The organism is Lysinibacillus antri (genome assembly GCF_003977595.1).
GTDB classification, from domain to species: domain Bacteria; phylum Bacillota; class Bacilli; order Bacillales_A; family Planococcaceae; genus Ureibacillus; species Ureibacillus antri.
Window position 1 is genome coordinate 49712 of the sequence record NZ_RYYR01000008.1, and the last position, 18148, is coordinate 67859.

At 37.9% G+C, this 18148-nt stretch carries 15 protein-coding genes; 3 read left to right on the forward strand and 12 right to left on the reverse strand.

The features are described from left to right. Positions 1-111: 111 nt before the first annotated feature. Entirely contained in the window at positions 112-1743 is a 1632-nt protein-coding gene (gene pruA / locus EK386_RS07490; RefSeq protein WP_126658514.1) for an L-glutamate gamma-semialdehyde dehydrogenase, read from the forward strand. A gap of 296 nt (positions 1744-2039) precedes the next feature. On the opposite strand, the gene EK386_RS07495 is transcribed toward pruA, so the two are convergent. The 3 genes from EK386_RS07495 to EK386_RS07505 all read right to left on the reverse strand — a co-directional run bounded on the left by EK386_RS07495 (position 2040) and on the right by EK386_RS07505 (position 3934). Then, entirely contained in the window at positions 2040-2249 is a 210-nt protein-coding gene (locus EK386_RS07495; protein WP_126658516.1) for an alpha/beta-type small acid-soluble spore protein, read from the reverse strand. Positions 2250-2366: 117 nt separating this feature from the next. Then, a complete protein-coding gene (locus EK386_RS07500; RefSeq protein ID WP_126658518.1) occupies positions 2367-2630 on the reverse strand; it encodes a hypothetical protein in 264 nt (87 codons plus the stop codon). 428 nt (positions 2631-3058) lie between these two features. Continuing rightward, positions 3059-3934: an AraC family transcriptional regulator gene (locus tag EK386_RS07505; protein WP_126658520.1), complete on the reverse strand. Its 876-nt coding sequence runs from the start codon at positions 3932-3934 to the stop codon at positions 3059-3061. A gap of 458 nt (positions 3935-4392) precedes the next feature. On the opposite strand from EK386_RS07505, the gene EK386_RS07515 reads away from it, so the two are divergent. Continuing rightward, positions 4393-5421: an alpha/beta fold hydrolase gene (locus EK386_RS07515; protein WP_126658521.1), complete on the forward strand. Its 1029-nt coding sequence runs from the start codon at positions 4393-4395 to the stop codon at positions 5419-5421. 66 nt (positions 5422-5487) lie between these two features. On the opposite strand, the gene EK386_RS07520 is transcribed toward EK386_RS07515, so the two are convergent. The 8 genes from EK386_RS07520 to EK386_RS07555 form a co-directional block, all read right to left on the reverse strand. Beyond that, positions 5488-9255, reverse strand: a complete 3768-nt coding sequence (locus tag EK386_RS07520) for a PDDEXK-like endonuclease domain-containing protein (RefSeq protein WP_126658523.1) — start codon at positions 9253-9255, stop codon at positions 5488-5490. A 237-nt stretch (positions 9256-9492) separates the two neighbouring features. Further along, entirely contained in the window at positions 9493-10077 is a 585-nt protein-coding gene (locus tag EK386_RS07525; protein ID WP_126658525.1) for a thiamine phosphate synthase, read from the reverse strand. A gap of 10 nt (positions 10078-10087) precedes the next feature. Continuing rightward, the gene (thiH, locus tag EK386_RS07530) at positions 10088-11242 is read right to left on the reverse strand and encodes a 2-iminoacetate synthase ThiH (RefSeq protein ID WP_126658527.1); all 1155 of its coding nucleotides are present in this window, start codon (positions 11240-11242) and stop codon (positions 10088-10090) included. A gap of 2 nt (positions 11243-11244) precedes the next feature. Further along, complete coding sequence (locus EK386_RS07535) at positions 11245-12009, reverse strand: thiazole synthase (protein WP_126658529.1); 765 nt, start codon at positions 12007-12009, stop codon at positions 11245-11247. Positions 12010-12029: 20 nt separating this feature from the next. Further along, positions 12030-12833, reverse strand: coding sequence for a sulfur carrier protein ThiS adenylyltransferase ThiF (gene thiF / locus EK386_RS07540; RefSeq protein ID WP_126658654.1), 804 nt, complete (start codon positions 12831-12833; stop codon positions 12030-12032). Between the two features lie 3 nt (positions 12834-12836). Then, positions 12837-13031, reverse strand: a complete 195-nt coding sequence (thiS, locus tag EK386_RS07545; protein ID WP_218939069.1) for a sulfur carrier protein ThiS — start codon at positions 13029-13031, stop codon at positions 12837-12839. Between the two features lie 244 nt (positions 13032-13275). Beyond that, positions 13276-14505 (reverse strand): AI-2E family transporter, encoded by a 1230-nt coding sequence (locus EK386_RS07550; protein ID WP_246027613.1) that lies wholly within the window; start codon positions 14503-14505, stop codon positions 13276-13278. 76 nt (positions 14506-14581) lie between these two features. After that, a complete protein-coding gene (locus EK386_RS07555; RefSeq protein WP_126658533.1) occupies positions 14582-15556 on the reverse strand; it encodes an LCP family protein in 975 nt (324 codons plus the stop codon). A gap of 187 nt (positions 15557-15743) precedes the next feature. On the opposite strand from EK386_RS07555, the gene msrA reads away from it, so the two are divergent. After that, positions 15744-16259: a peptide-methionine (S)-S-oxide reductase MsrA gene (gene msrA / locus EK386_RS07560; protein ID WP_126658536.1), complete on the forward strand. Its 516-nt coding sequence runs from the start codon at positions 15744-15746 to the stop codon at positions 16257-16259. Between the two features lie 33 nt (positions 16260-16292). On the opposite strand, the gene recQ is transcribed toward msrA, so the two are convergent. Next, on the reverse strand, positions 16293-18044 hold the full coding sequence (gene recQ / locus EK386_RS07565) for a DNA helicase RecQ (protein ID WP_126658656.1): 1752 nt from the start codon (positions 18042-18044) through the stop codon (positions 16293-16295). Positions 18045-18148: the final 104 nt, after the last annotated feature.

Here is an 18148-nt window from a genome sequence, read left to right on the forward strand (position 1 = left end):
TAATCATTTTGCACTTATTCAATTATGAATCGTATATTATACTTTGAAATCGTAGGTCAATTATTGATCAAAATGATGGAATACTTAAATAACAGGAAGGAAAGTGAAAGTATGACTAACGGAATTTTTAAAATCCCAACACCTACAAACGAGCCAGGTAATACTTATGCTCCAGGAACAAAGGAAAGAGAAACATTAAAAGCTGAATTACAACGCCAATCTGAAATTGTAGTGGAGATCCCTGTGATTATCAATGGTCAAAATATAACAACAGATACAGTGAAGCAAGTGGTAATGCCACATGACCATCAACATGTTTTAGCAAACTATTCGCAAGCTGGCGAACAAGAATTACGTGATGCGATTGAAGCGGCAATGGCTGCGAAAGAAGCATGGGCAAATATGCCATGGGAACACCGTGCAGCGATTTTCTTAAAAGCTGCTGATTTAATCTCTGGTCCATACCGTGATGTTATGAATGCTGCGACAATGCTCGGACAATCTAAAACAGCTATTCAAGCTGAAATCGATTCTGCACAAGAATTAGTGGACTTCTTACGTTTTGGCGTTGATTATGCGAACCAAGTGTATTCCATTCAACCAGCAAGCATGAAGAATGTTTGGAACCGTACAGATTACCGTCCATTGGATGGATTTGTATTAGCCATTTCTCCATTCAACTTCACAGCGATTGGTGGAAATTTACCAGCCGCTCCAGCCATGATGGGAAATGTAGTCGTATGGAAACCTGCAACAACTTCATTACTAGCAAACTATTATTTTATGCGTATTTTAGAAGAAGCTGGATTACCAAAAGGTGTGATTAACTTTGTACCTTCTCGTGGCGCACAAGTATCCGAAATCGTATTAACAGACCCACGTATGTCTGGCTTCCATTTCACTGGTTCTACAGCTACATTCCAAACGATTTGGAAAACAGTTGGAGAAAACATTGCCAACTATACTTCATATCCTCGTTTAGTTGGGGAAACAGGTGGAAAAGACTTTGTATTTGCACACGAATCTGCACAAGCAGACAAAGTAGTCGCTAACCTTGTTCGTGGTGCGTTTGAATACCAAGGTCAAAAATGTTCAGCTGCTTCACGTGCTTATATCCCAGCTAGTCTATGGGAAGAAGTAAAGGAAGGTTTAGTAGAGAAAACTGCAAAGCTTAGAGTTGGCGATGTTCGTGACTTCCGTAACTTTATGGGTGCAGTCATTGACCGAGCAGCCTTTGAAACAATTACAGAGTATATTGAGTATGCAAAAGCTTCAGAAGAAGCAGAGATTATTGTTGGTGGGACGTATGATGATTCTGTTGGCTACTTCATTCAACCAACAATTATTGTCACAACGAATCCAAACTTTAAAACAATGGTAGAAGAAATCTTTGGACCAGTGTTAACAATCTATGTCTATGAAAATAATCAATTAGAAGAAACATTAAAAGCAGTCGATACAGCGTCTATGTACGCATTAACAGGTGCTATTTTTGCACAAGATCGCCAAGCAATTCTTCACTTAGAAAATCGCTTATCTGGTGCAGCTGGAAACTTCTATATTAATGACAAGCCAACTGGTGCAATGATTAACCAACAACCATTTGGTGGATCACGCGGTTCTGGTACAAATGATAAAGCAGGTTCCGTATTCAACATGATTCGTTGGACAACTCCACGTGTCATCAAAGAAAACTTTGCACCAACTACAGATATTGCCTATCCATTTATGGATGAAGAGTAATTAAGAAAATAGAAGCTTTGTAATTTTTTACTATATAATAGAAGAAACTCATGTAATTACGAACACAACCTTAACTTTTTACTATATTTATAGAAGAAATATTTTTTTAAAATTAGCTCCCTCTAATTTGATACATTATATTTCTTTTCCAACAAAAAGGAACTCTAAGATCTGCTCGGATCTAAGAGTTCCTTCTTATTTGTATTCAACATATTTATAAATTCGCATTTATCAATGTGAGCTTCATTGAAATCTTAACTAATAATATAATTTTTTATTGGCTATTACTTGTAGGTTTATGAATTACGCCCGCGCAGCTGACTTTCCGCCATTTGAACAAGACGCTTTGTGATTTCCCCACCTACTGAACCATTTGCGCGAGAAGAAGTTTCTCCTCCAAGTTGTACTCCAAATTCAGATGCAATTTCATATTTCATTTGATCTAATGCCTGTTCAGCACCAGGAACAGCTAGTTTATTACGATTACCGCTATTGTTGTTTGTCATATTGATTGCCTCCTATATGAGTAATTACTAATAAATTATGAATGATTTATCAGTGTTTATAGTTTACTTTAAAGTTTAATTATTAAACGAGGTAAGTTATGGAATTATTGCTTGTTTTTAAAATTTAACTCCACCAAACATCACAATAATTGCAATACAATAAATATCTACAGGTAACGCAATAAGCCATGCTACTAGCCAGTTTACGTTCAATAACATAGTTGGCGGGAAATTAGTTTTTGTTATGCTACCTTCTTTTTTAAACTCACTTTGTTGGGGGAACTTATTTGAAGACTCTGTAATTACTGTTTTTACTTGAGTCAAGTTAGGATTAGTATAATCAGCTTCTAAAAATGCATATTTGGAATTTAAAATCGGCAAATTTACACTCCTTCGCATCATTTTTAAATACTTCTTGAAATGTCGAAAGTAGCTTCGATTTATGCCAGGAACTGTACATTTAGTCTAATTATATTCTTAAAATATAAAAGACATGACCTTTTGAATCGTAAGTACAGGCCGGTTTATATTCAGCTATAGTTAGTTCTTCTTGTTCTTTTTCTATGTTCCCTTACTTTTTTTCTGAAGTTGAGTGCCTTTTTTAAACATCCCGACTTTTTTATGTTGATTATAGTCGGGTTTTGTTCTATTTTCCTTAAAAGCTAGGGGTTAATTTAAAATATTAATATTAAGTGTCGGATAATATGTTATTTATGCTGTTATAGTTCCCTAATAAATGGAAAAATAAAAAATCCGAAGACATGCCGGAAAAAATACCGGGAGCCCTCGGATTGATATACCTATAATAGTCATTCAATTTTGTTAGCTTTTTTCTTTACTGGCATCCAAATTTCGCTATAGACATTTTCGGATGTGCCAGTGTATTTTGTAAAAGAAATCCCAGGTAAATCTGCTACTTCATAATGGGAAGAAGGTAGCCATTCGGAATATATTTTTGCGGTAGTTTCTTGCATTGTCGCAGGAAAGGGCCCTTGATTAGGGAAGATTGCCCATAAGCTCTCTTCAATCGTAATTTGCTCTAAATCATCGAATGGATTTTCTTTTGTCGTTGCAAAGCCAATCATGTGTGTTAAATAGCCTTTTTCCTCTAAAAATCCATCATCAAAATCATACGATACATTCAACACTTGATGAGGATCTAAATCCGCTAATTGATGCATTTCACTTCTTTGTTGTTCAGTAATGGTCTGGGCTAGTTCTATAATGGCATTATTTTCACCTTCAAATTGAATGGGCACCCTTTTCGATACCCCTACTATATTAAACTTTTCTTTCTTTTCGATTTTAAATTCCATGGATTTTCCCCCTCTTATATCGATAAAGAATGTATATTTAGGAAATGATTTTTGAATTTTGTTTTTCGCTACTTCTGAAGGTAAAAACCCACTCCACTCGCGAAAAGCTCTTGAAAATCCTTCTATTGATTGATAACCATATTTATAAGCAATATCTGTAACCTTTGCGCCGTATACTAATTCCGCATTTGCCACGGACAATCTTCTATTTTTGATATACTCGTTCAATGACATTCCAGCCATATACGAAAACATTCTTTTGAAATGATAATCGGATAGCCCTACAATTTTAGATATATCGTTTCCAGAAATGTCTTCTGTTAAATGGGTTTCAATGTAATCCATCAAATGATTGAATTGTTGTAGCATTCATTTCCCTCCTTTACAACTACATCATATCGTTTAAATTTATTATTCACTCGATATTTTTTATACGGCTTTTATCGGAGCTGTTATTTCATTTATTTTAATATTAATAGGGGCTTTTTTGCTTCGAATGTTTTAACTTCTATTGAATTACCTATTGCAATCGTCTCTGCCAATGTAATTTTGTCAGAAACCGTAACCCCTCTACAATGGATTGGCATCGTAATTATACTAGTAGCAATCGCATTAAACGAGCTCGGGGGTAATCTTATTCTAATTCGAAAGCATTCTTAAAATACATATAAACCTGGTTTCCAAATGGTGAGCCAGGTTATTTTATGGTTCTTCTTAAACAAAGGATTTTAACAATAACCCAAATTACCTCAAAAATGGTTGTGAGTGGTTTTCTCCAATGCTATATTTAGCTTTAAAGTAATAGTATTATATTAGGAGGTGCGAAGATGCTAGTTGTTATTACAGTATTGGTTTTGCTGTTGCTAGGATTTGTGTATGAACAGCTTTCTCGACGGATTGATACCAAAACTCCCATTACGGGTAAAATGATTGATGTTGGTGGTTATCGTCTACATGTAACTGAACATGGTCAGGGTGAACCTACCATTGTTCTCATTCATGGTGCTGGTGACAGTTCGTATTCATGGATACATATTCGCAATGAATTAGCGAAATTTGGACGCGTTATCACATATGATCGCGTAGGCATGGGTTCTAGTGATGCTGGTCCTGCCCCAACGCCTAATCATACGGTCCAAGAACTGAACAATTTGCTAAACAAGACTGGAAACGCGGGACCCTACATTCTTGTTGGTCATTCCCTTGGTGGAATCATTGCGCGGCTATATGCTTTGAAATACCCAAACAAGATAGCTGGCTTCGTTTTCCTAGACTCGACACACGAGTTTTTAAATGAAGATTTGAAGTTTAAGCGAGGGTTTGCTGCAATTGGCGTAATGCTCAAAGTTCTAAGAGTACTGTCTCCTTTTGGCATTCCCCGATTTCTTGGCAACGTAACGGGAATGATTCCGATGTTTGCCCATGAACGCGCCTACTATGAGCAGCAACTTAGTCCCGAAGAGTACAAACAATGGAAGGGCATTGTGTATCAAATCTTTGCTAGAAGTGCTGCCGGAGCTGAGTTTAAAGAGGCTATGACACATTTGGCGGAAGCAGCGAAGCAATTAGAAAACTGTACGACAAAATCTCCGTTTGGCGACTTGCCCATCGCTGTTGTGAACAACCCCGGATTCGGTGCTCACTGGACAGAGATGCAACAAGAACTTGCCTCCCGTTCAACCAACAGTATTCATAAGACAAGTGATCGGAAAGGACACAGCCTACAAATGCCGCGCCCGGAACTGGTTGTGGAAGCTGTTCATTACGTTGTTGAACAAGTGCAAATACGTAATGGTCGAACTCTTGCCGAATCTCACATAGAACATAGAAGCTCAACAACTATGGAATCCGTTTAACTTTTTAGAAAAAGACGTGTCAGCTGCAACTCCAACCTAACACGTCTTTCCCTCCTGATATTTGAATTAATCCCCCTCTATCACTTCCCTCACCTGTTCTTTCTTCACCAACTCTTTAATTCGACGATCAATTCGCTCTAGTTCACTACTTGGATCTTTCCACCAGTTTCGGCTCCAAATGCGTTCAATCGTCCAGCCTCTTGATTCTAAATAGCGTTGGCGGTACACATCGCGTTCTCTTGCACTTGGGGAACTGTGATACATCGCCCCGTCACACTCAATGCCGAGGATATATCTGGAACGATCATTTGGATGAACAACAGCCATATCAATTCGATAGCCAGACATACCTACTTGTGTCGTCAGTTCATAGCCCAAATGACGTAATTGCGCGTATACTTGCTCTTCAAATGGGGAATCAAAATGCAATGATTGTTGAACGACATGGGTATTTACATTTTCATTAATTTCTGCAATGACGGCATTAATTTCGTCTTCTCTTCCGCCCGAAACCGCTCTTGCATATTTTAAATACGATTTTAATAGCTTGGGGCCGCGCTCGGATGCGTTGGCCACATTAAGTTCTTCTGGTTCAATACTTGAAACAACAATAATACCCTCTTTTGCACGACTGACCGCGACATTTAATCGATTTTCGCCACCTTTTTGATTGAGTAAGCCGAATCGATTGTACACTTTCCCTTCCTCGTTTTTGGCATACGCAATGGAGAAAATGATAATATCGCGTTCGTCTCCTTGTACGTTTTCGATATTTTTCACAAAGAGGCGTTCATCTAGATCGCGGGACATTAATTCGTTATACATCACTCGAAATGCTTCATCTTCTGCTGTAACACGATCAATGACATCTAAAATTTTCGCCTGTTGTTTGGCATTAAACGTAATGATTCCAATCGTCTTACCGGATTGTTGTTGAAGTGTCTCCTTTAACTGGTTGACAACTTCGATCGCTTCGATTTCATTCGATTGATTGATCCATCTTCCATCTACCCGTTTCCACATCAAGGCAGGTGGTTTTTTAAATGGTGTCACATTGGGTGCGATTTGAACATAGCCGTTATAAAAAGCATGATTGGAAAAATTAATGAGCTCTTCATATTTGGAACGATAATGCCATTGCAAAATCTTTTCTGGAAAACGTCGCTTTGCTAAATTCAGTAAGCTAACCGATTCGTCCGTATCAAATTCCATTTCTTCCTCGTCTTCTTCGTCCGCATAGCCTGCGCGGAATAAATTGGACGGTGGGAGCTGCTTTTCATCACCCGCGATCACAATTTGTTTTCCTCGAAATATGGAAGGTAAAGCACTTTCAACGGTTAACTGGGAAGCTTCATCAAAAATCACGAGATCAAACAACCCTTCTCTTAACGGGAAAATGGACGAGACCATTTCTGGTGAAGCAAGCCACACGGGTAAAATGTCCACCAGTCCTTTTGCCGCAAAATTATTGACGAGTTTACGCAGTGGCCAAATCATTCGTTTTTTACTTGTTTGATGTTTCAATTCTTTCGTGGACCGTTCTTCTGTTTGTTGAACCGACTTTACTTTGTTTTTCAGTTCATACATTAAATACTCCGCTGCTACTTGTCGCTTTTCTTCTAATAGATTCGCAAAGGATTCACGGATTCGTCCAAACTCATTTGTAGAAATCTTCTGGACATCCGGATATTTCGCTTCAATTTGATCAATCCAGTGAATGAACGCTGAATTTTTTAACGTATCTACCCAAAACTTTGGTAGTGGTTGTTCGTTGTTAGGCTCTTTTTCTTGCAGCGCCGTAATGACAGACTTTGTATCATCGCTTGCTTGTTGCCAAAACAAATCCATTAATTTCAGGTCATCAAAATCACGGTGGAGATACTCTAAAAGTAAGTCTAATTCTTTTACTGGCATATCCCCTTCTGCGATACGGTCCTGTAATTTTTTCACGTGTGTCTCTTCTAACAGAGAAGCTAAGGATTTCATTTCATCCAACATGGATTTTGTTATTTTTCCTAAGTCGTGCATAATTTTTAACGATTGTTTTACCTTTAGCCACTCCGTCGAACTTGTTCCTTTAAACTTCTCTCCGTTTGTGACTTCTTCAATAATGGATTTTCCTGTCACCGTCGTCCACCAGAAGAGGCGCAACCCTTGAAGCGTGCGTTTTTGGCTATCCTCTAGGTCTGGATAGATTTTATCTAAACGATGTTGGATTTCCCATGTATACGCAGGCGTAATTTTTTCAATATCTAACGCTTCGATATACGTAGTCGCTTTTTTTGCTTTTTCGATTAATGCTTCTAATGTTTCAATCGCCACTAATTTCGTTTTCATATCAAATGCAGCAAAGCTTTTTCGGTGGCGTAGTGGATAGGACTCTTGCCCGAATTGCTCATACCACTCTCCATACGTATACACCGCTTCTGTCATATCACGTAAAGACTCTTTTGTTAATCGGTCAATGACATGGTGTAAAGCGATTATTTTGCTTGAATCGGTTATTGGTTTTGATTCACCGTAAAGCTCGTATAATTTATATCCATGTGCTTGCGTTTCATAGAGCGCTTGGGCAATCGTATTTAATAGTTGCTCTTGATTTTCTACCCTTGAAGTGACCGTCATTAGCTGTTCAACTGATTCTGCAAACCGTACCTCGTTATGCTCTAAAACCGTCGAAATTTTATCGTAAAGTGCTTTACGGTCCACTTTTTCATCATGAACAAGCGCCACATGGTCACTTAATCCTAAACTACTCATCCGTTGATACACAACATCGAGTGCCGCGCGCTTTTGACAAACGACCAATATCTTTTTCTTTCGATGAAGGGCGTCCGTGATGAGATTAACAATGACTTGTGACTTTCCTGTTCCTGGAGGTCCGTGTACGACTAACCCTTTTTGATAACGCGCCTCTCGTAAAATTTCTTCTTGTGAACCATCTGTATGTAATAGATTCAGGATTGCTTCTTTTTCTCTCGTTTTTTCCTCTTCTTCTATGCCACTTGGTAATAGCCCACCAGTAATCGAGGAATTTTCTTTCGGCTGAATTAGGTCTTGCACAAGCGAAAGAGAGCTATTTTCGGATAGGTTCAGCAATTCGTCATAGTCACGAACAATCGAAGAACCACCTTGAGGAAAATCACCAATCACCGCATTTTCTACTAACGTTAAATTCGCCACTTCTGGAATATCACTTGCCTTATACTCTTTTAATGGTCGAATTCCCGTCTCAGTAAACTGGACCTTCAACTGATATTTTTCTAAAAAAGCAATCATGGTATTAAAATCGTGGGAACTGGCAATTGGAACGGCCTCTTCAAAAATTTCCTCAGAAAAACCAATTTTATTTAATTTCTTTAAGGCTAAAAACAGTGTCCGATTTAACTGTGGTTCCTCTTCTTCCACATGTAACACCCAATTTTGCATCGCATGTTGGTCTTTTTCCAACCGAATTGGGTATAAGAAAAGAGGGGCTTGAATAAAGGTTCCATCAAAGAGAACACCTGATAAAAACGGATAACCTAAGTAAAAATCATGAACCCCCGACTCATCTTCCATTGCTTTAATTTGCCGATAGAGATCCGTTAACTTTTGGGATAACATCATGGACTTGTCATTATCAAGAGAGGGATTTACTAAAACAATCTTCCCTTTTGATTTCTGCTCGATAATTTTCGTGACAATGGATTGGGCATCTTCTTTTCCATTGATCGAATCGATAGAGGCAAGGTCAAAACTCCATTTCTGATACATTTTCAATAAGCGAATGGAGCGATTTCGTTTATTAATATTGTTCAGCTTATCGCGCATATGCATTAAATTAGCTTTCAATTCAATCACTTCTTTTCTGTTAATGCGATACTAGATACTCATCTATTTGGTGATGAAACAATCCATCATTGCTATAACGTACGTCAAACTTTTATAAAAAACAGTATAGACAAGATAACTTAATCGTAATACTAAATATAATGAGCATTATTATAAGTCTCTACTTTACGACTACATAGTTAAAATGGAAAGAAACCGCCTGGATAAAATTAGTATCCAAGCGGTTTATTTTTTTCCTTATACAGAATACTGTTTCGTTAATTCTTGTAGATTTGAGCATGTCATGGCTTCTGACATTATGCAATAACCTTTTGCACCGGTTGCCATGATTTCTTTTACTTTATCCTTTGTGATCCCACCGATTGCAAAAACGGGAATCTGGACCTTTTCGCATACCTCATGTAAAAAACAAAGACCTCTTGGCGGAAGATCTTTTTTACTATTGGTGGAGTATATATGCCCAGCAACTACATATGTTGCACCTAAGTTTTGAGCTTCTACAGCTTCCGACACCGAATGAACAGAAGCGCCAATCTGAAGAAATGGCTGCAATCGATCTTTATATTTCCTTAAATTCGGCATGGATAAATGGATGTTCGGTACGTTTAGTTTTTCTGCGACGGTAATATTTTGATTTATGATCAGTGGCACGTCATGTTTTTCACAAATCGCGAATACTAGTTTAGCTAATGTTTCATAGTCTTGTAGATTCAAATCCTTTTCTCGTAACATGATTGAATACGGTTTACTTCTTGCTATTTGTTCAATTCGTTCTAAAAAATTATCTTGGCAAAGTGTGCGATTCGTGACACAAATTAGCATAATCCCACTCCTAAAGGCGGATATAATCCGAATATACCGGTTGTAGCCCTTTATTAATTAGCATTTGGTGAATATCAGCAACCGTTCGTTCATCCGATATTTCAAATTGCTTATCCCCTTTTTGCTCTTCTTCATGACCACCGACACCAACATTAACACCTGCTGACATCTTTGTTGCAACAAGTCCTACTACATGATCACGGAATCCAGCACGTTCTCTTGTAGAAATCGTAATGCCTGCATATGGCATAAACAATCGGTATGCAAGCATTACTTGTAGTAGTTGACGTTCATGCACATCCTTCGAGTTATTCTCTTTGTTGTTAATATAAGGACGCAAACGTGGCACAGAGAAACCGATTTCTGCATGCGGGTATTTTTGTTGAATAAGGTGTGCGTGTAACCCGGCAGCAAATGCATCTTTACGGAAATCATCTAACCCAAGAAGTGCCCCAAACGATACGCCGCGCATCCCCCCTAATAGGGCACGTTCTTGTGCATGGAAACGATAAGGGAAAATGCGTTTCGATCCCCAAAGGTGAACCTGTTCGTATGTCTCGGGATTATACGTTTCTTGATAAACTGATACAAAATCAGCGCCACATTGATGTAAATAAGCATATTCATCAATATTTAACGGATATATTTCAATACCAACTGTCGTGAAATAGTTTGTTGCGAGCTTAACAACTTCACCAATATAATCCACATCGGATAGATGGCGTGATTCCCCTGTAAGAATTAAAATTTCTTCTAACCCTGTTTCATGAATGGCTTTTAATTCTTTTTCTGCTTCAGATAGCGATAAAGCCGCACGATGAATTTTGTTTGTCGCTTTAAATCCGCAATACGTACACTCATTTGCACAGTAATTTGCGATGTATAACGGTGTAAATAAACTAATCGAATTGCCAAAGTGCTTTTGCGTTTTGCTTTTTCCTCGTCTAGCCATCTCCTCTAAGTACGGAAGGGCAGCTGGTGATAATAAGGCACCATAATCATGAAGTGATAGCTGATCTTTCGCTAAAGCCGTTTCCACATCTTTAGCGGTATAACATAAGTAGTCGTACTGATCGACTGTCGTTAGTACTTTTTCCATGATGTCAGAAGGAATCTTTTCCATTCCATCTAAATACTCCATATGATTGACTCTTTTTTTCGCCATTTTTAATCCTCCAAAAATCCTGTCAGTGGACTGGATGCTTCGGCTGTTTGTAGGACACGTCCCAAGCCAGCAAGGTAAGCAGCACGACCAGCCTCGATCGCTTGTTTAAAGGCTTTTGCCATTGTAGGAATATCATTAGAAGTAGCGATGGCTGTATTACACATCACGGCTGCTGCACCCATTTCCATTGCTTCACATGCCTGCGATGGTCTTCCTATCCCCGCATCCACGATGATTGGAAGGTTAATTTCATCTATTAATAGTTGAATAAAGTCTTTTGTTTGAAGTCCTTTGTTGCTACCAATTGGAGAACCAAGTGGCATGACAGCAGCTGCTCCTGCGTTCACAAGTGATCGAGCAACTTGCAAATCTGGATACATATAAGGCATAACGATAAAGTCTTCTTTTGCTAATATTTCGGTAGCTTTAACTGTTTCATAGTTGTCGGGTAGTAAATATTTTGAGTCATTGATTACTTCTACTTTTATAAAATCGCCACAGCCAATTTCTCGTGCTAAGCGTGCAATTCTTACAGCTTCTTCAGCCGTTCTTGCACCCGATGTATTTGGCAAAAGTGTCACGTTTTTCGGGATATAATCAAGAATATTTTCTGCACCACCGACATTGGCACGGCGTAAAGCAAGGGTAATCATTTCAGCACCGCCGTTTTCTACCACCGCTTGAATAAGATCTAATGAAAATTTCCCTGAACCTAAGATGAATCGTGATTGAAACGTATGTCCGCCGATAGTAAGTGTGTCGTTCATATTTTTTAATCCTCTCCTCATTAAATGTCTTCTGTTCCTACTAATAGTCGTAAAACCATATTTGCTTGATGACCTGCACAAATTTGTACGCGTGGAGCCATTAAACCTTTCCCAACTTCTGCTGCATTTTCTAAATCACCACATACATATAAGCGCTTCATGGGCCTTGTTGTTCGAATTAAATTTGAGCTTTCATAGCCTGCCATTCCAGAGGCTGATACAATTTTGATGGATGGAAGTTGTTCTAGTGCAGCATTAACGAGCATTGCTTTTTGATCCGGCTTATCGAATGCCTCACAAATGATGTCAAAGTCACAAAACAACTCACGAACATTATTTGGTGTAATTTTAACGGTTTTGGTGTTGATTTGAATAAAAGGGTTAATTTCTTTTAGTTGTTCTTCTAAAGCGATTGTTTTAGGCATTCCTAAATGTCGTATGTAGTAGCTTTGTCGGTTTAAATTACTTGGTTCTACAATGTCAAAGTCTACTAATAATAGCTCCCCAACACCGATTCGAGTAAGCATGATGGCGATATTTGATCCAAGCCCTCCAAGACCAGCAATTGCTACTTTCCCTTGTTTCAGCATGTTGTGAACATGTGGTGTATGTCTTGCCATCATCATACTTTCAAGTTCTTCTTGTTCTGGCATAACACCTTTTGAAATGATGGTTAGCGTGTCGTATTCCTTGATAGGATGGTTCTCGCTTATTTGAAATCCGTTTAAAATGACAATATCACTTCCATTTCCTAGTTCAGTTCGAATATCAAAAGCAGTTTGAGCATCTGTCTCATATTGTTTTCCATTCACTGTAACTTTCATCAATCAGCCACCTCCTACAAAATGGACAATTTCTAACTGATCATTTTCTCCAAGGATGGTAGATTGATATAAATCTTTTGGTACAATTTCTCCGTTTCTTTCTACGGCAATTTTCGTTAAATCGTAGTTTTGTTGACGTAGGTAATCGATAAGGCTTTGATGTTGTGTCAACGTTGTTATTACGCCATTTACTCTCACTTTTTTCTCCTCCTTTTTTGCAAATGAACCCAAAAAAAGCGCAAAAGGGGGTAACACCCTTTCGGTGGTGTTCCCCATTTTGCGCTTGCTATTTAATTTGGATTATTTAATTAAAATAATAGACTAGTCTGAATTCTTCGTCAAGGATTATCTTTAAAGTACAATTTTTTCTTAGATTCGTATACTCCGATATGATCATTTGTTAAATCCCCCAAAAAAACGGCAGCCGCAGCCACCGTTTAATTTAAATCTCATATTTATTTACTTCTTCTGTTTCAAATCGGTTGTATCGTTTTTTCACTAAACCGTATAAATGGGATACAATGACCTTTAATAAGGCATACCCTGGAATACCGAGGATAACCCCTGCAACACCAAATAGGGATCCCGCTGTTAAGAGGACGAAAATGATGGTAATGGGATGGACAGATAATGATTTCCCCATAATGTTAGGGGTAATAAATTTCCCTTCCACTAATTGTACAATCGTCCAAACAATAATTAGTTTCACTAGCATAAACGGCGAACTTACGATAGCAATAACGATGGCAGGTGTAATGGCAATCACTGGTCCTAAATATGGGACAACACTTGTAATCATTGCTAAAAATCCTAGTAAAAAGGCATAATCTAAGCCAATGATTACAAATCCAATGGTCATCATAGCACCGATACAGATAGAGACTAAAATTTGCCCTTGTATGTAAGAACTCACTTGTTTGTCCATTTCTTTCATTACTTGCCCAACTTCCGTACGCATTTTTGGAGGAAGAATACGTAAGACGAATTTTGGTAATTTTTCACCTTCATATAATAAGTAAAATAAAATGAATGGTACTGTTACAAGAGATAATAAAATTCCTGTAAGTGTTGATACAAACCCTGTAATCCCTGAAGCGACAGAGGAAGCGATATTAGCGAACGTATCTTTCACAGTTAAGACAAGGTCATTTGTAATATCTGTTAACACTTTATCGTAATCAAAATCTAGCTTTGTAAATAATTCATTAAACTTTGAATTATTTAAGAAGGATACGATACTTTCGATTAGAGACATAAAATAGACAGGAAATTCTTGTACCAAATTCATAAATTGGTCTCGTAAAAATGGATAGACTAGTAACGAAATTAATGTGATTAAGGCTGCTACGATGATGTATAGCATTAATATAATGATTCCTCTCGGGACTACACCTTTTCCCTTCCCTTTTTCAGCTAAACGAATAAATGGGCGAAGCAGGTAATAACCAATGACGGCCAATACACCTGGTAAAATAACTACTTCAAACAAAACTTGCAATGGGTAAAAAATAAACTTAATCTTTTCAAAAATAAAGATCGCTAACCCGAGTAACACTAATGAAATTAACGAAAATAATAAATTTTTCCCGCCTAAAAAACGGATAAATCGTGTTGCAAATAGATGCGACTTTTCACTGGGCAATCGATCCCCAAACCCTTTTTCTCTTTCCAAAAAACCACCTCGCCCAAACTATGAAAATTAATAATTATCTCTATTTTATCACGGATTACCCCCAATTGAATAAATATTACTCCTCTTCCAATTGTAAAAAATTATGAAGCTGTTGTTTATTTGTTTCTACATCGATTTCTAACACTTCCCCGGCGTGCTGATAGTGTCCGATTTGGTACGTCCCTTCAGTAGGAATGGTCATTTTTTCGATTTCAACATCCCCTCCAGCCACTACAGATAATACCGTTTTTATTTCTTCTTTTTTCGTTAAATCTGTTGTAATGTACCCTTGTGTCGCCCCTACTAGTTTTGGCAGGTTTGGTAAGTTCTTTGGAGATAATAATTCGTCCTTTAAAGCTTCGATTACTTTTTGTTGACGTTCTACTCGTCCAAAGTCTCCATTCGCATCATAACGGAAACGGGCATAACCTAATAGTTCTTTTCCATCTAATTGATGAACACCTTGCGTTAAATTCACATCAATAAACGCGGACATATCCTTTTCCACATCGATTTCAACCCCGTTTGGCGCTAAAATATCGATGAGCGATTCAAAGCTTTTAAAATCAATAATTGTATAGTGATGAATTGGAATATCAAACATTGTATTTAACGTGTCCTTTAACAATTGGACGCCGCCTAAATAATAAGCCGTGTTTAATTTATACGATTGGTACCCTGGTATATCGGCATAGATATCTCGCATAAAGGAGACCAATTTTAAGCTATTTGTATCCCGATTCCAAGAAAGGACCATCATTGTATCAGAACGTGATTGTTCCTCTCCCCTTGTATCAATCCCAATAATTAAATAATTGGAAATGGTCTCTGTCTTTTCGTCGCCCTCAAATTCGATTACTTCTTCTTCAATGGGTGCTTCCAATTCTTTTGATTGTTTTGCTAGTTGAAGCCCACTGCGATATTGGTAGACCGCAAATGCACTAACGACTAAAATAAACGAAAACAAAAATAATAAAAAGATCCTACCCTTCCGCAATTTTCTTTTTTTATTACGGTGTTGTCTAGTCTCCACATTGTGATTATCTTCCATAAAATTCTCCTTTATTTCACTACAAATTACGAGACGAAATAGATTATTGAAAGGTTCATTTTTCCATTATTATACTACTATTGATTGGAAGATTGCTCAAAAGATTATTGTTCAAAACGTAAAAATTGTTTCATTTCTACTAACATGTTACAATACTTTTTATTTTAACCATGGGAGGCGTAAAAAAGTGGAAAAAGCGACATTTGCAGGAGGATGTTTTTGGTGTATGGTCAAGCCCTTTGTTGAATGGGATGGGATACATAAAGTAACATCAGGCTATATGGGTGGCCATATTGAAAACCCTACATACGAACAAGTAAAAAAAGGAGATACGGGGCATTTAGAAGTTGTCCAAATTGAATTTGACCCATCCATATTCCCGTATGATAAATTGCTAGAAATTTATTGGATGCAAATCGACCCAACGGATGATGGTGGACAATTCCACGACCGTGGAGAGTCTTATAAAACAGCGATTTTCGTTCATTCAGAGGAACAACGCGTATTAGCCGAGCAATCAAAAGAACAGCTCTCTTTAAGTGGACGCTTTAAAAAGCCCATCGTTACGCCTATTTTAGAAGCAAAAACATTCTACGAGGCAGAAGAGTACCACCAAGATTTTTATAAAAAAGATCCTGACTACTATAAAGAAGACCGTGAAAAATCAGGACGTGATGAATTTATACGAAGTCATTGGAAATAGGAAACGAGCCGACACACGTTTGTCGGCTCGTTTTTATACGTATTCTTTTATCGCAGCAATAAAGAATTCGCCATATTTCACTAACTTGTTCTGCCCTACCCCACTAACTTCTAAAAACTCCTCTTCATTCATTGGCATTTTGTCGCACATGTCCCGTAACGATTTATCTGAAAAGACAACAAATGGTGGAACGCCTTCTTGTTCTGCAATGTGCTTACGAATGCTCCGTAATTGTTCAAATAACGGATCGTCTTTTTTCGTCACGCTCGCTTCCACTACCGCGCGTCGTAACACTTTTCGTTCCGCTAAAAGGACGCCTTTTCCCTCTTCAGATACATAAATCGTTGGGTATTGACCAGGTTTTACAAGGAGCAATTGTTCCGCAATTAAAAAGTCGATAAACTGGGCAATTTCTTTCGCATTCATATGTTTTAAAATGCCATAGGTTGATAGATGCTGAAAATCTACTACCTTTTTATTCCGAGAACCTGCTAGTACTTGTGCCGTAATCGTTTTTCCGAATTTTTGACCCATACGCACAACACAAGATAATACTTTTTGCGCATCTTGTGACACATCGATTTTTGGTCGTTCATCCGCGCAATTTGCACATTTGCCACATTCGGTCACACCTTCATCACCAAAGTACTCAACAATATAACTTTGTAGACATTTCTCGGTATGGCAATAATCAATAATATGTTGCAGTTTTTGTAGTTCAATTGGAATTCTCGCTTGGTCTTGGGCTTGATCGATTAAAAAGCGCTGCGTTTGTTCATCCGATGAACTATAAAGCAAAATACATTCACTTGGTAAACCATCCCGTCCCGCGCGTCCTGCTTCTTGATAATAGCTTTCAATATTGCGCGGCATTTGATAGTGCATCACAAAGCGTACATTCGTTTTATTTATTCCCATCCCAAAAGCATTGGTAGCCACCATCACTTGGGCTTCATCGTTAATAAATCGATTTTGCTCATGATTCCGTTCTTCTTCATACATGCCCCCGTGATATTTCGCAACGGCAATACCACTTTGATAAAGCATACTATAGATGGATTCAACGGATTTTCTTGTAGCCGCATAAATAATTCCAGCTTCATTTCGATTATTTTCAATATATTTCTTCACGTACCGCTCTCGATTTTCTCCGGTTAACACTTTGAACGTTAAATTGTCTCTCGAAAACCCTGAAATAAACACATTATCAGGATCAATCTGTAATAGCTGGCAAATATCTTCACTTACATTTGGTGTAGCCGTTGCCGTTAATGCAATGACAGTTGGCTTTTTTGACCATAACGTAAAAATTTTATGAATTGAACGATAGCTTGGTCGAAAATCGTGCCCCCACTGAGAAATACAATGGGCTTCATCAATAGCAATTAGTGAAACATTTAACCCCATTAAGTCCTGGCAGAACATATCATTTTCCAATCGTTCCGGTGCTATATAGAGAAGTTTTGTGCCTCCATTCCGAACACTTCTCATGACTTCGGCTACTTCTTGAAAGGATAAAGAACTATTAATAAATGCAGCTGGAATGCCATTGGATCGTAGCATGTCCACTTGATCTTTCATAAGGGAAATAAGTGGCGAGATGACAATCGTTAAACCTTCTAAGGCGAGGGCTGGAATTTGATAACATAAGGATTTCCCACCCCCTGTTGGCATAACACAAAGGGTATCTTGTTCATTTAGGACATTGTCAATCACTTGTTGTTGAACCATTCGAAACGTATTGTATCCGAAATATTGTTTTAAAAGTTGCTCTGCTTGTTGCAATAGACGATACCTCACTATGTACTGTTGTCACCTTATTATACTACGAATTATAGTCAATCTGTTCAAACACTTTAGTTTACATAATAAAATTATATAAACCTACC

What these genes read in the sequence shown, in the direction of transcription:
- EK386_RS07495 (WP_126658516.1), bottom strand. Translation starts at nt 2,249, where the DNA reads ATGACAAACAACAATAGCGGTAATCGTAATAAACTAGCTGTTCCTGGT.
- EK386_RS07535 (WP_126658529.1), bottom strand. Translation starts at nt 12,009, where the DNA reads ATGAACGACACACTTACTATCGGCGGACATACGTTTCAATCACGATTC.
- EK386_RS07555 (WP_126658533.1), bottom strand. Translation starts at nt 15,556, where the DNA reads ATGGAAGATAATCACAATGTGGAGACTAGACAACACCGTAATAAAAAA.
- EK386_RS07505 (WP_126658520.1), bottom strand. Translation starts at nt 3,934, where the DNA reads ATGCTACAACAATTCAATCATTTGATGGATTACATTGAAACCCATTTA.
- thiH (WP_126658527.1), bottom strand. Translation starts at nt 11,242, where the DNA reads ATGGCGAAAAAAAGAGTCAATCATATGGAGTATTTAGATGGAATGGAA.
- EK386_RS07515 (WP_126658521.1), top strand. Translation starts at nt 4,393, where the DNA reads ATGCTAGTTGTTATTACAGTATTGGTTTTGCTGTTGCTAGGATTTGTG.
- EK386_RS07525 (WP_126658525.1), bottom strand. Translation starts at nt 10,077, where the DNA reads ATGCTAATTTGTGTCACGAATCGCACACTTTGCCAAGATAATTTTTTA.
- thiF (WP_126658654.1), bottom strand. Translation starts at nt 12,833, where the DNA reads ATGAAAGTTACAGTGAATGGAAAACAATATGAGACAGATGCTCAAACT.
- pruA (WP_126658514.1), top strand. Translation starts at nt 112, where the DNA reads ATGACTAACGGAATTTTTAAAATCCCAACACCTACAAACGAGCCAGGT.